Annotated in this window: 14 protein-coding genes; 2 read left to right on the top strand and 12 right to left on the bottom strand. The window is 61.9% G+C overall.

What is annotated here, in order from left to right; all coding sequences use genetic code 11:
* Positions 1 to 6 precede the first annotated feature (6 nt).
* From cheZ to GHK24_RS07600, 11 genes are all read right to left on the bottom strand, one after another.
* A complete protein-coding gene (gene cheZ, locus GHK24_RS07550; protein WP_153471515.1) occupies positions 7 to 951 on the bottom strand; it encodes a protein phosphatase CheZ in 945 nt (314 codons plus the stop codon).
* A 1-nt stretch (position 952) separates the two neighbouring features.
* A complete protein-coding gene (cheY, locus tag GHK24_RS07555) occupies positions 953 to 1342 on the bottom strand; it encodes a chemotaxis response regulator CheY (RefSeq protein ID WP_153471518.1) in 390 nt (129 codons plus the stop codon).
* Between the two features lie 80 nt (positions 1343 to 1422).
* Positions 1423 to 2361, bottom strand: a complete 939-nt coding sequence (locus tag GHK24_RS07560; RefSeq protein ID WP_153471522.1) for a chemotaxis protein — start codon at positions 2359 to 2361, stop codon at positions 1423 to 1425.
* Positions 2362 to 2384: 23 nt separating this feature from the next.
* Positions 2385 to 3353, bottom strand: a complete 969-nt coding sequence (locus tag GHK24_RS07565; RefSeq protein ID WP_153471525.1) for a chemotaxis protein — start codon at positions 3351 to 3353, stop codon at positions 2385 to 2387.
* A gap of 116 nt (positions 3354 to 3469) precedes the next feature.
* Positions 3470 to 5167 (bottom strand): methyl-accepting chemotaxis protein, encoded by a 1698-nt coding sequence (locus GHK24_RS07570; RefSeq protein ID WP_153471528.1) that lies wholly within the window; start codon positions 5165 to 5167, stop codon positions 3470 to 3472.
* 131 nt (positions 5168 to 5298) lie between these two features.
* The gene (locus tag GHK24_RS07575; protein ID WP_153471531.1) at positions 5299 to 5604 is read right to left on the bottom strand and encodes an STAS domain-containing protein; all 306 of its coding nucleotides are present in this window, start codon (positions 5602 to 5604) and stop codon (positions 5299 to 5301) included.
* Between the two features lie 33 nt (positions 5605 to 5637).
* Entirely contained in the window at positions 5638 to 6279 is a 642-nt protein-coding gene (locus tag GHK24_RS07580; RefSeq protein ID WP_340642735.1) for a chemotaxis protein CheB, read from the bottom strand.
* Between the two features lie 27 nt (positions 6280 to 6306).
* Positions 6307 to 7170, bottom strand: coding sequence for a CheR family methyltransferase (locus GHK24_RS07585; protein ID WP_209022598.1), 864 nt, complete (start codon positions 7168 to 7170; stop codon positions 6307 to 6309).
* A 140-nt stretch (positions 7171 to 7310) separates the two neighbouring features.
* A complete protein-coding gene (motB, locus tag GHK24_RS07590; RefSeq protein WP_153471537.1) occupies positions 7311 to 8270 on the bottom strand; it encodes a flagellar motor protein MotB in 960 nt (319 codons plus the stop codon).
* A 28-nt stretch (positions 8271 to 8298) separates the two neighbouring features.
* Positions 8299 to 9156 (bottom strand): flagellar motor stator protein MotA, encoded by an 858-nt coding sequence (gene motA / locus GHK24_RS07595; protein ID WP_153471540.1) that lies wholly within the window; start codon positions 9154 to 9156, stop codon positions 8299 to 8301.
* Between the two features lie 117 nt (positions 9157 to 9273).
* Positions 9274 to 11205, bottom strand: a complete 1932-nt coding sequence (locus GHK24_RS07600) for a sensor domain-containing diguanylate cyclase (RefSeq protein ID WP_167681546.1) — start codon at positions 11203 to 11205, stop codon at positions 9274 to 9276.
* Between the two features lie 114 nt (positions 11206 to 11319).
* Between GHK24_RS07600 and GHK24_RS07605 the strand changes: the two genes are divergently transcribed.
* Entirely contained in the window at positions 11320 to 11862 is a 543-nt protein-coding gene (locus GHK24_RS07605) for an NUDIX hydrolase (RefSeq protein ID WP_153471546.1), read from the top strand.
* Here the strand turns inward: GHK24_RS07605 and GHK24_RS07610 are convergent.
* Entirely contained in the window at positions 11859 to 12641 is a 783-nt protein-coding gene (locus GHK24_RS07610; protein WP_153471549.1) for a TonB family protein, read from the bottom strand. The genes GHK24_RS07605 and GHK24_RS07610 overlap by 4 nt on opposite strands.
* 227 nt (positions 12642 to 12868) lie before the next feature.
* Here GHK24_RS07610 and GHK24_RS07615 point away from each other — a divergent pair, with 227 nt between their 5' ends.
* Positions 12869 to 13468: an HNH endonuclease gene (locus GHK24_RS07615; protein ID WP_153471552.1), complete on the top strand. Its 600-nt coding sequence runs from the start codon at positions 12869 to 12871 to the stop codon at positions 13466 to 13468.
* Positions 13469 to 13560: the final 92 nt, after the last annotated feature.

Below are 13560 nucleotides of genomic sequence, written 5' to 3' on the forward strand. Positions count from 1 at the left end.
TCCTGCCTAGAAACCCAAACTATCGAGCAGGTCGTCGACCTGCTGCTGACTACCGACGACATCGGTACGGCCACTGGCGTTGATCACCGGGCCGTTCATCAGTCCTGTCGGCGACTCCTTGCGCCGCGCCTCCGGCATTGTTTCGATCAGCACGTTCATCAGCTGCGCCTCGAGATCCTGCGCCAGCGCGATGATCTTCTTGATCACCTGCCCGGTGAGATCCTGGAAGTCCTGCGCCATCATGATCTCGAGCAACTGTGCGCGCGTCGCACCGGTGCGCTGGGGAACGCCACGATTGAGGAATTCCCGTGTTTCAATCGCCAGGGCGCGAAAATCTTCCACGCTGACCTGATTGGCGAACACTGCGTCCCAACGCTTGCCAAGTGCCTGCGAGGACGACTCCAGCTCCTCCTGAATCGGGTTGGCCACGTCGGTCGCGTTGAGCACGCGGCACGCCGCCTGTTCGGTCAGGTTCGCAATGTAAGCGAGGCGATCCTTGGCGTCCGGCAACACATTGACTGTTTTTTCGAGCAGTTTGTCGTAGCCAAGTTCCACGAGGGAGTCATGCAACTGGCGCGCCATCTGCCCGACGCGGTTGAAAACCTTCTCCTGTGCCGTCCATTCAGCGGACTCGGCGTTCTCGGACGCCGCAGCAGGTGCCGTCTCCTGTCCCGCCTCCTGCCCCTGCCGTTGACTGGCGACGGAATCGAAGAGTGCCTGGAGTTCATCAGAGTCGTCACCGCCACCTTCGCGCACCTGCTGCAGGACGGAAGCTGCAGGAGCTTTTGCCGGCGCGGGTGTCGGAGCGGCGGCAGCCGCTACGGGGGCTGCCGGCGACGGAACAGGAGCAGGAGCGGCCGCGGGATTCGGCGTCGATACGCCACCGAACGCGATACTGTCGAAGAGCGCCTCTAGATCGTTCGAATCACCAGACATCTTCGGGTCGCTCATTTCAGCCACCCATCCTTTCAAAGATCTTTTGCAGCTTCTCTGCCAACGTGGCGGCGGTGAACGGTTTGACGATGTAGCCGTTGGCCCCGGCCTGCGCCGCCGCGATGATGTTTTCCTTTTTGGCCTCGGCGGTGATCATCAGCACCGGCAGATGCTTGAGCGTCGGCGTCGCGCGGATTTTCTGCAGCATCGTCAGACCGTCCATGTTCGGCATGTTCCAGTCCGTGACGACAAATTCATAACCGCCGTTGAGGAGCTTTTGCAGCGCGATAGCGCCGTCTTCGGCCTCATCAACATTGGTATAACCGAGCTCTTTCAACAGGTTGCGGACGATTCGACGCATCGTCGAGAAGTCGTCGACCACCAGAAATCTCGTTTTCGGATCAGACATTCTTTACCCCAATTGTTACCTACAGATTCCAAAGCCCGGCGCAGATCCGCCGGCGTCGGGCATACCCCCCCAAACCTCGCCTACCGCTCCAACATCGGGCGCAAGGTATCGGCAAGCACCTCGGCATCGAACTTGGCGACGTAGGCATCGACGCCTACCGCCTTACCCATCGCGCGATTGGCTTCCGACGACAGCGAGGAATGCATCACCACCGGCACCCCCTCGAAGCGCGAATCGCCCTTGATGTTCTTGGTCAGCACATAGCCGTCCATTTCCGGCATTTCGGCATCGACGAGGATCAGTCGGATTTCATCGCGCAGGGCGATTCCCGCCTGCTGCGTGTGTGCCGCAATCGCCTGCAGACGCGCCCAAGCTTCCGCGCCGTTATTGGCATGCTTGTGCTTGACGCCCAGACGGTCGAGCACCTCGGCAATTTTGCGCCGGGCAACCACCGAGTCATCGACGAAGAAAATGCTGGTCTCCTCGGCGATGCGCGCCGGCGCGATATCGATGATCACGGCCTCGCCAAACGCATTGGCGAGCACCTGCTCGACGTCGAGGATCGACACCAGCCGCCCCCCTTCGAGCTCAATCACGGCCGTGATGAGCCCTTGGTTCGCCGACAGCAGCGCTTCGGGCGCACGCACCTTCTCCCAATCGACGCGGATGATCCGGTCAACTTCGTGGACGAGGAAGCCAAGCGTGCGCTTCGAGTACTCGGCCACCATCATCGTGTTGCCCAAGCCCGAGGGCACGCCGTCGAGTTCGAGGAAAGACGCCAGCGAGAGCACCGGGATGACGTTACCGCGCAGCGAGATAAGTCCCTCAACGCCGCGCGGCATGTTCGGGGTGCGCGTGATGCGCGGCGTGCGCCCCACCTCGCGCACCTTGAAAACGTTGATACCGAAGGTCTCGCGCGTACCCAGCGAGAACAGCAGAATCTCCATTTTGTTGGAGCCTGCCAGCCCGGTGCGCGCATCGACGCTTTCGAGCAGGTTTTTCTTTTCAGCCATATCCATCATTGACTCCGCAGGTATCCCGCTCAATCGGCTTTAGCGACGACGCCGGCCGCCACAAGACGACGAGCCAAGGTCTCGGAAAGACGCTGTGGCTCGAACTTGGCGACGTATTCGTCGACACCCACCGATTTGCCAAGTTGCTGATTCGACATGCCCGACAAGGACGAGTGCATGATCACCGGGATGCCGGCAAAACGCGGATCGCTCTTGATTTTCTTGGTCAGCATGTAGCCGTCCATTTCCGGCATTTCGATATCGGTGAGGACGAGCGTTACAAGATCGGAAGCCTTGCGCCCGGAGGCGGCGGCCAGTGCCGCAAGCTTCTGCATTTCTTCCCAGGCCTGACGGCCGTTGATTGCCGCCACCGAGGGCACCCCCATCGCCTGCAAGGTGCGTTCGATCTGTTTGCGCGCAACCACCGAATCGTCGGCGAAGACGACCATGACGTCCGGCTTGTTGAGCGGCGCAATCGTCCGATAAACGAAGTCGTCGTCGTAGCTCGTCGTCTCGGAAAGAACCTTTTCGACGTCCATCATCATGACCAGACGCCCATCCGGCAATTCGGTCACGGCGGTGACGAGACCGCCCATTTCGGCAATCAGCATTTCGGGCGGCACACGCATCTGGCTCCAGTCGAGACGCAGAATGGTATCGACCCCCTCGACCAGAAAACCCTGGGTGTGGCCCGCGTATTCAGTAACGATCATGATGTCGCGCGGGGTTTCGGTCTGCACGCGCGCATAGCGGGCGAGGTCGACCACCGGCACCAGCGAGCCGCGCAGACTGACCATTCCCTCGACAGCATTCGGCATTTCGGGCGCCGCCGTAATCGCCGGCGTCCGCATGACCTCGCGCACCTTGAACACATTGATACCGAACGTCTCTCGACGCCCGGTTCGCGCATCCACACCGAGCGAGAAAAGCAGAATCTCAAGCTTGTTGGTACCCGCAAGCTTGGTTCTGGCATCGATATTCTTGAGCAACTCCGACATTCCTGACTTCTCCCTCGGAACACAGTCCGGCGCAAATGAAACCCTGCGTCAGTATATTAAGCCATCACCCCTGCACGCGCCACGCCCTACCCCGGCGGCAGGCCCGACCGGACGAATCAGAAGCCTGTTCGGTAACCAATACGGAAACCACCCCACTGCTTGCCTTTGACGTAAATGGGAGCGGAAATATCATGCATGATTTCCCCGGTGTCGCGCCGATACGTCTGCAGCAAAAACGGTAATGCATGCGCGCCGCAGCGGCGACCTACCGGATCGTCAAACCGGCGCTTGGTACGGTTATTCACAAAATCGACTTTTTCGTCGCCCGTAAGGGGCTGCGAAAAACGGCGGTTATGGGTCGGGACATATCCCCGCACATCGCAACAAATGGCATAAACCACCCACGCAGCATCTTCGACCACCTTTTCTTGCAAAGGTGTCACCGCCTGATCCGTAAAGTCATCGAAACGCGTTTTGAATTTCGGCGGACGCGTATTGGCGATGGGTTGATAGTGGTCATCAAAGAGCGCATCGAGAGTGATCTTGCCGCTATCGACGGCCTGATCGAAGAGACGGCCAACCTCTTTGGCCGCCGCCTGCACGATCGCCGGCATGCGCGCGTGCGTTGCCACGGCCTCGTCGCCCGCCGGGCCGAGGCAAAAGACGTCGCCGATTTCCTTCAGGTTGGCGGCCAGCGACTCCAGTTGTGCTGCCTCGCCGAGCGTCTTGCTGGCCGCGGACTGGTTGTCTTCCGCCATGCGCATGATGTCGCGCACGTGCTCGGAAATGCCCTCGCCGGCGCGACTCTGCTCCTCGACCGCCACGGCAATTGCGCTGACTTTCTCCATGGTTTCGCGCGCCCCGTCATTGATACGCTCAAGGGCCGCTGCGGCCTGCTGCGCCAGTTCAGCCCCCGTCGCCGCCTGTCCGCTGCCTTCGCTGATACTGGCGATGGCGCTATCGGTCTCGCCGCGTATCGAGGCGATCATCTCGCTGATTTCGCTCGTCGCGCGCGCGGTGCGTTCGGCGAGTTTGCGCACCTCGTCGGCAACGACGGCAAAGCCACGTCCCGACTCGCCGGCACGCGCGGCCTCAATGGCCGCGTTGAGCGCCAACAGATTGGTCTGGTCGGCAATCTCGCGGATCGTCTGTACGATTCCGCCAATCGCCTTCGAGCGCTCGCCGAGTACGCCAACGACGTTCGCCGACGCTGTCACCGAGCCGGCGATCTTGTCCATCTCGGCTGCCGCCTCGTGCACAACCCGCATGCCGTCGTTCGACAGGGCGCTGGAAGACTCGGCAATAGAAGCTGTCTCGGAGGTGTTCTCGGCCACCTGATGCAGCGCGCCGGTCAGCTCGCCGACGGCCTCGGCCGTCGACTGCGCCGCCGTGTACTGCTGCAACGACCCACTGGCAACACGATTGGCCTCGCCGATCAGCTCGTGCGCCGCACGGGCAAACTCCAGCGAGTTGAAAAACACCTTGCCGATAATCGTCTGGAACGACTCGATCAGGGCGTTGAATTCGCGCGCCGTAACGGCGAACTCGTCCTTGCCGCTGACCGGCACTCGCTGCGTCAGATCACCCGACAGGCGCATGTGTCCGATAACGGTGCCAAGCGCCCGCAAACGCGTGGCGACAACACGATCGAGCACGAGGGAAAAAACCACGACGCCAACGAGAGCGGAACCCGCCAACGCCGCCCACGCCCACGGCGAATCTCCGGCAAAGCGCCACGCCCCCCAGACCGCAAGACCGACCAGCAGGGCCTGCGCGGCAAGCGCCGCCCGGATCATCCACGCAACACTTCCCATACCTACTCCTCTCCCCCTGGCGGCGCACCGTTAGTCGACGCGTCACTCGGAGTGGTGACTGTTATCTTGTTTTCCCGAACCAGCCGCCGGTGCACGACGCACCGGCCACTACAACGGCGCCCTCTGTGGGGCTAAACGAATGCAAACAGCTTACGAAAATTGGCGATATCGAGGACTTGTTTGACGCTACCGCGCGCATTGGCAATCGCCACGGTCTTGCCGGTCAGACCGGCCTTGTCGCGCAACATCAGCAGCATGCCAAGCGCCGAACTGTCGAGGTAATCGACACCGCCCAGATCGACGATCACCGATTGCACCTGCGCATCTTCCATGAGCGTGTCGTACGCGGCACGAAAGTCGCGGTGCGAATTGAAGTCGAAGCGACCGGCCAGTTTGACCACTCCCTGACCATTATCGACACTTGTTTGGGTCTGCATGGTTTCTCTCTGTCCCGTAAGGCCTGACGCCACTCAGACAAGCACCCGGCCGAAAACCCCCAAGACGCGGCGTGCCATCTCATCAAGACGCACCACCTCGTCGACGCCACCAATCAAGGCCGCTTCGCGCGGCATACCATACACGACACAACTGGCCTCATCCTGCCCGAAGGTATAGCCACCGGCCTGGCGCATGCGCAACATGCCCTGCGCTCCGTCCTTGCCCATGCCGGTAAGGATGACGCCCACCGCATGCTTTCCCACCACCTGCGCCGCCGAATCGAAGAGCACATCGACCGACGGCCTATGGCGATTGACCGGCGGCGACTGCAACAGTTCGGTCTGCAGCACGCCGCCCGAGCGGCGGATCTGCAGATGCGAGTGTCCCGGCGCAATATAGATCGTCCCGGCCTCGACACGTTCGCCGCCCTGCGCCTCGAGCACCCTCGCCTTGCAGAGGCCGTCGAGGCGGCGCGCGAAGGACGCCGTGAAACTCTCCGGCATGTGTTGCACCACCAGAGTCGGCGGGCACTCGGCCGGGAATCCCTGCAAAAAGAGCTTGATCGCCTCGGTTCCTCCGGTCGACGCCCCGACAAAAAGAATGCGCTGCACGCCTGCGGCCGGCACCACGGCAAGCGATTCCCCGGGCGCGACACGACTGGTTTTTACTACCACCACAGCCTCCTGCCCGAACCAGTCGCGCTAGCGCGGGCGGCGGATCGGGGCATACAGGGTTTTCCCCAAAGATTGAAAGAGATCGGCCGCATGCAGGAAGCTCTCCGAGTGGCCGGCGAACAGCAAACCGCCATCTTTCAACAAGGGGGCAAAGCGCGACAAAATCCGATATTGCGTCGGCTTATCAAAATAAATCATGACGTTGCGACAAAAAATCGCATCCAGCGGCGCCCGCACCGGCCAATTGGGGTCAAGGAGATTGATGCGCTGAAAGCTGATCAGCCGGCGCAACTCAGGTCGCACGCAGAAGCAGCCTTCATCGCTGCCGGTGCCTTTGACGAAAAATCGCTTGATGCGCTCAGGCGACATCCGATCGACACGGTCGGCCGGATAAACGCCCTTTTCCGCCGTCGCCAGCACGTTGGTATCGAGGTCAGACGCAAGGATCGTCACCGGCACGTTGAAGCTGCCGAAGGTCTCGACTACCGTCATGGCCATGCTGTACGGCTCTTCTCCCGTTGACGAGGCTGAGCACCACAGGCGCTGCGGCGCACTGCCGGCCTTCTGCAGATGTTCGGCCAGCAAAGGAAAGTGGTGCGGTTCGCGAAAGAACGAGGTGAGATTGGTCGTCAGCGAATTGACGAATTTCTCCCACTCGGCGCGATCCCCCTTTTCCAGCAGGGCGAGATAATCCGCGAAGGTTTTCAGACCGGTGGCACGCAGGCGCCGCGCCAGGCGGCTGTACACCATGTCCTGCTTGGCGGGCGACAGAGAAATCCCGGCATGCTGATAGATCAGCTTGCGCACGCGCTCAAAGTCGCCCGAGGTAAAGGAAAATTCGCGCTGCCCCAGTGGCGCCGGCGAATCAAACGGCGGGAAGCGTTCGCTCATGCTTCCCCCTGTGTGGTATGAAACCATGTAGTCATGGCGTTTCCTTGGTCATCAAGACGACGAGAGCCCCCTTGATCGGCGCCCCATGTTGGCACGAAAGGCGCGGGCATGACTCGGGCGCCGAATCCCCGCACCAGCAATCAGTTGCGTCGTCCAGGCGCAGACGAAGATAGCGCTTCCAGACCATTGCCGTTAGTACCGACTTCGACTGAGCTTGACGGGCCGTCTTCCTGCAACAGACTGTCTTCCGTGCGCTTGTTGAGGACAACGATGGCGATGCGGCGATTGACGGCATTGAGCGGGTCATTGCGGTCGAACAATGCCGTCGACGCCAAGCCCACCACGCGCAAAATCTTGAAATCTTCGATGCCGCCGGCAATCAGCTCGCGGCGCGACGCGTTCGCCCGGTTGGAAGACAGCTCCCAGTTGGAGAACCCCTTATCGCCACCCGCGTACTGCGACGCGTCGGTGTGTCCGGAGAGACTCAGCTTGTTCGGTACCTCATTCAGCGCACGACCGATCTCGCGCAAAATCACGCGCGTGTAAGGCTTCAGTTCGGCGCTCCCCGAATCGAACATCGGCCGGTTCTTCTCGTCGACGATCTGGATGCGCAAGCCTTCGCTGGTGATGTCGAGCAACAACTGGTTCTTGAACTGACGCAGCGTCGGGTTGCTTTCGATCATCTTCTCGATCTTCTGCTTGAGCTCCTCAAGCCGTGTCCGCTCGCGCTCCTCGAATTCCCGGCGCAGCTTTTCGCTGCTGGTGTCCTTCAGATTATCGGCTTTCTCTTTGCGCTCGACCTCGCCCTGCTTGAGCTGACCGGAGGTCTTGGTCAAATCGCGGCCGCCGCCATTGAGCACGCTCGTCGCGTTACCCGAGCCACTCCCACCGTTCAGGGCGATTTTCGTCGGATTGCGGAAGTAGTCGGCAATACCTTTCAGATCGCCAGTGGCAATGGTGCCCAGCAGCCACATGAGGAGGAAGAACGCCATCATTGCCGTGACGAAGTCGGCATAAGCGATCTTCCACGCGCCACCGTGGCCGCCTCCGACCACTTTCTTGACACGCTTGATGACTATCGGACGGACGTCGTCGCTCATTCAGATTCCCTGGCAATCGGCGCGCGGCCTACTTGCCCTTGCGTGCCTTGAGTTCTTCTTCAAGCTCGCGGAAGCTGGGGCGATCCGTCGAGAACAAGACCTTGCGACCGAATTCGACGGCCACCTGCGGCGCGTAGCCCGACATCGACGCCAGCAGGACGACCTTGATGCACTGATAAATCTTGGTGCCCTCTTCGGCCTTTTGCGCCAGCTGGCTGGCAATCGGCGCCAGAAAACCGTACGAAACGAGAATCCCGAGGAAGGTACCGACCAGCGCGCCGCCGATCATCTTGCCCAGCACCGCCGGCGGTTCGCCGACCGAGCCCATCACGTTCACGACGCCCATGACGGCAACGACGATACCGAAAGCCGGCAGGCCGTCAGACATCTTGCTCATGACGTGCGCCGGCTCTTCCGCCTCATGGTGGTGCGTCTCGATTTCGATATCCATCAGGTTTTCGATTTCGAGCGCATTGAGATTGCCGCCGACCATCATGCGCAGATAGTCGGTAATGAATTCCATCAAATGGTGGTCGCTGGCCAGCGAGGGGTATTTCGAAAAAACGGGACTTTGCTCGGGGTTTTCGACGTCGCCTTCAATCGACATCAAGCCTTCCTTACGCACCTTGGCGAGTATTTCAAACAGCAAGGCCAGCAAATCGACGTAGACCGCCTTCGAATACTTGGCGCCTTTAAGGACGCTCGGCAGAGCCTTTACCGTCGCCTTGACGACTTTCATGCTGTTGCCGGCGACGAAGCCGCCAATCGCCAGACCGACAATGGCGATATATTCGAACGGCATCCAGAGCGCCGCCAAACTCCCGTGCACCGCATACGTCCCAACCGCTGATGCGAGGATGACGATATACCCAACAATCAACAGCATCCCGATCCCCCGTAATGCGGCGGTGCCAGCACCGCGTCGCTCGGTTTAATTACCGCTGCGTATTGTAGCGGGATGCCGGTAGGCACGGCAAAAAATGCGTGAATCGTATTTTCGCAATCATGCATACGGCAAATCAGCGGGACGACGACCACCGGGTTTAGCTCGATACATGTCATCGTCCGCCGCTTTCACCAAAGCGGCGGTATCGCTCATCGTCTCGCCGCGCGTCGCGACGCCAATGCTCACGGAGCAGGGAACGATGCCGCGCCCCGAATCAATCTTGAGCGCCGCGACGGCCACCATGAGACGACGGGCGCAGGCAGCAATGGCCGTCGCGTCGCTGTCCGGACTGATGACGAGAAACTCGTCACCGCCGACCCGGCAAATCGTATCGTTCGAGCGCAAGGCATTGCGCAAAACCCCGGCAATCGCCACCAGCGCTTTGTCGCCAATCGCATGACCAAAGCGGTCGTTGATTCCTTTGAAATCATCGAGATCGATCATCATGCACGAGAGGGGGCGCGCGCTGCGGGTGCTCGCCGCCCAATCGCTTTCGAGGCGCTCCATGGCATAACGACGGTTATGAAAGCCGGTCAGCGCATCGGTCACGGAGGCCTCGTGCAATCGCCGGTTGCTGACGGCGAGTTCGGCGGCGAAATGCTGCAATTCTTCGTGATCGCGCCGCACTTCCTCATGCAGGCCAACGACGCGCGCACCGGCACGCAGACGAGCGAGGAAGGCGCGCTCGTTGATCGGATGCACGAGGTAATCGTCGGCACCGGCGTCGAAGACCTCGACGAAACGCTCTTCCTCAACCGGCGCGGTGACGATCAGGACATACATGCCGCGACCGAGCCGGGTATTGCGCAGGATGCGCGTCAGGCGCAAGCCGTCGATCACGGGCAACTGCCAGTCGGCGATCAAGACCTGCGGCTGAACGTCCAGAGCGCGTTCGAGTGCCGCCTCGCCATCGCCGACGACAAAGACCTGTTCGCCACTCTCGATGAGGAGCCGCTCCAGACTGGCGCGCAGCGTCGCATCAGCGGCCGCGACGAGAACACGCAGGGGCGCCTGCGCGGCGGAGGCTTCCGCCGCCGGTGGCTCGCTCACCACGTCCTTCTCCGCCAACATGGCGCCGAAGGAAGGCAAGACCGGCGGACTATCGAGCGAGAGCATCGGCGCCCAGTCGTGCCAGTCGCGAACGATGGCGTCGACCATGCCCTCCAGCATGTCGAGATCGATGCGCAGAGCGATGCTACGCCCCGTCAGACGCGCCATCGCCGGCGCACGGTCGGACGGTGCTGCGAGGCACAGCCCCGCGATCCCGTCGGCCAGACGCAAGGCCGCCAGCAAATGCTCCGACCGTGAGTCTGCGGCAAACGAGGCGCTTTCAGGCCGATGGCGAAAACGAATGGGCTCGATCAGCGTCTGCGGAAAGCCCCAGTCAGCCAGCATCGCCACGGTGAGTTCATCGTGGTTAAGCGCAAAACGTTCGGCCTCGCGCGCAAGGATCATCCGCTCGGCATCGTCGCCAGCGGTTGGCGGCAGATCGAGCGACTCCAGCAACCGGGAGTATTCCGTCGCGTGTACAGTCGCGAAGGCGAGCCGGCCGATGTCAGCCAGCAGGCCGCAGCAAAACGCTTCGTCTGGGCTCGCCTGCCGCGTCTGCCGCAAAATCGCCTGCATGGCGAGCGCCGTCACAATCGCCCGCGACCAGAAGGCGCCGTAGTCGAAATTGGGACAGGCACCGACACGGTAGCCAGAGACCAGCGAAAATCCCAGGGCGAGATTGCGCACGACGGTGATGCCCAGCACCTTGATCGCATCGGGCACGGAAACGACCGGGCGACCGCGCTCGCGAGCCGCAATATTGGCCGTCTTGAGCAAGCGGCCAACGAAAGCCGGATCGGACTTGATCGCCCGCTCGATATCGATGAAGCCAACGTCGTCGCGCGAGGTGAGGCGCATGATGGTCAGGGCAACGCCGCGCGGGGAAGGCAGATCCCCGGAAGCCTTTATTTTTTCGAATTTTTCCAGTTCGGAGTTCATAGGTCTGACCAGTGGCGTTGCCCAATTATGGGCGTGCCGGCGGGGGCTGACAATCATCGAAAAGCCATGTAAATCACTGGCACGCCGATGGCTTATACCGTTATGCTTGAGACCATGAAATTCTGTAGCCAATGCGGCGGTTTGCTGACGATCCAGGTGCCTGCAGGCGATTCGCGGCCGCGCCATGTCTGTGCGCATTGCGGCGAGATTCATTACCGCAATCCGAAGCTCGTGGTCGGCTGCGTGGCCACGTGGGAAGAACGGATCCTGCTGTGCCGGCGCGCCATCGAGCCGCGTCACGGTTTCTGGACGCTCCCCGCCGGGTTTATGGAAAACGGCGAATCCACCGCCGAGGCCGCCACGCGCGAAACGCTTGAAGAAGCCTGCGCACGCATCGAGATCGAGGCGCTGTCGTCCTTGATCAGTGTGCCGCATTACGATCAGGTCCATCTGTTTTATCGCGCCCGCCTGCTTGACCCGCACATTGGCGCCGGGCCGGAAAGCCTAGAAAGCGTCCTGATCCGCGAAGAAGACATTCCCTGGTCGGAGATCGCCTTCCAGAGCGTCAGCTTCGCCCTGCGCGCCTTCCTCGCCGATCGCGCGGCCGGAAGCTTCAGGCTGCACGAACATTCGCTGCCGCCGCCGGCGACGACCTAGTCGCTGTCGAGGCTGAAGCGCACCGGCACGACGAGGCGAAATTCCCGACCGCGCAAGGCATCGGGGAGGGGCGTCGCCTGAGCAGCGCGCCCCAGCATGTCCAGCGCCTGCTCATCCAGCACACGATAGCCGCTCGAACGCGCCAGACTGACGAGCGGCACGCCCGCCAGTCCGCCCGCGACGGCGATTTCCGCCACGCCCTCCCAGACGCGTTCACGCGCCAGCGCCGGATAGCGTTTGAAACGACGGGCCTGTATCGCCAGGGCGAGACGATATTCACGCATCGCGTCGGCAGAAACGCCCTCGCGCGCGGCGGACGGCGCACTGGCCGGCGCTGCGTCGGCAACAGCCGCTTCGCTGGCGGTGGCGCGTGCCGCCGTTGGCGGCGTACTGGCTGGCGCTACCTCTACCACGCGCTGACTGGCGTGCGGGTCACCGGCCATGGCCAGAATGGTTGGTGCATCATGCGGCGTTTTCGCTTCGCGCATATGAGATGGCGGCAGCGGCGGCACGGCCGGATGCAATGGAGGGGCGGCGGGGTTTGCTGATGTTTCCGGAACGGAGGCAGGAGCGACATGCGGCGACGCATTCCCCGGCATGACGACCACGCGCAGTGCGGCGCTCGGCACATGCACCGGCGTCGGCAGGCTGAAGAAGCCGCCGAGAAGTACGAGGCCATGCAACACAAGCGAGGCTGCCAGCGCCTGCAACAAAGGGCGGAAAGCGCGGTCAAACCCAAGTGTCTGCTGGCGGGCGCCTGAGAGCGATGGAGCTAGCAAAAGTTTCCACACCCTGAAAAAGGAAAACGGAAGCCATGCGTCAGCCCAGTCGCTGACCGTGTAAGTGAAGCATACCGCAGACGCTCTTCACGCTCTGCGGCGCGTTGCCGGCAATTGGCAAGCGAGCGGCCCGTCGCACATGTAAGATGCTGTCGTCTTAGCCGATTCATGACCCACACGAAGGACTGCCGAAGCGCAGGCCCGAACCGAGGTTCAAGGATGCGCCAATGAACATGACCGATCTTGGCAAGGCCACCACCGAGCGACCACTGATCCTTGCGGTCGACGTGACCGGCGCCCCGCGTGGCTGGATTTCCTGGCAGCACGCACTGGGATGCCAGGTCGCCGGACGCGTTGACCGCGATCTTGGCGACAACGCCTTCACCTTCTACGGCGGGCTGTCGCGCCTGACCGGCGAGCGTTCCCGCATCACCATCAGCAGCATCGTCGCCTTGCGCGGGCGCAATCCGCGCGGCTGGCAGCCCTCACCGCCGAGTCTCGACAACAGCCTCCTCTTCTTGCGCGACCGCCACGTCTGCTGCTACTGCGGCACCCGCAAATCGCCTTCAGCCATGACGCGCGATCACATCAAGCCTCTCTCTCGCGGCGGCAACGATCACTGGACCAACGTCGTCACGGCCTGCCGTTCCTGCAACCAGCGCAAGGACGCCCGGACGCCGGAAGAAGCCGGCATGCTGATGCTCTACGTTCCCTACGTGCCGTCGCGCTACGAGGGCATGATCCTGCGTAATCGGCGCATTCTCGCCGACCAGATGGAGTTCCTCGTCAGCCTCTTGCCGGAAGACTCGCGGCTGCTGACGGACTGAGCTTCGCCGGGGTGCGTGGGGGGCGTGGTGCGCGAGGCGGCAAGACGCCCTATGTACATGCCAAAGGAAACCGCTGTGACGCGACCCTTGCC

The organism is Rhodocyclus gracilis, assembly GCF_009617575.1.
Classification (GTDB): domain Bacteria; phylum Pseudomonadota; class Gammaproteobacteria; order Burkholderiales; family Rhodocyclaceae; genus Rhodocyclus; species Rhodocyclus gracilis.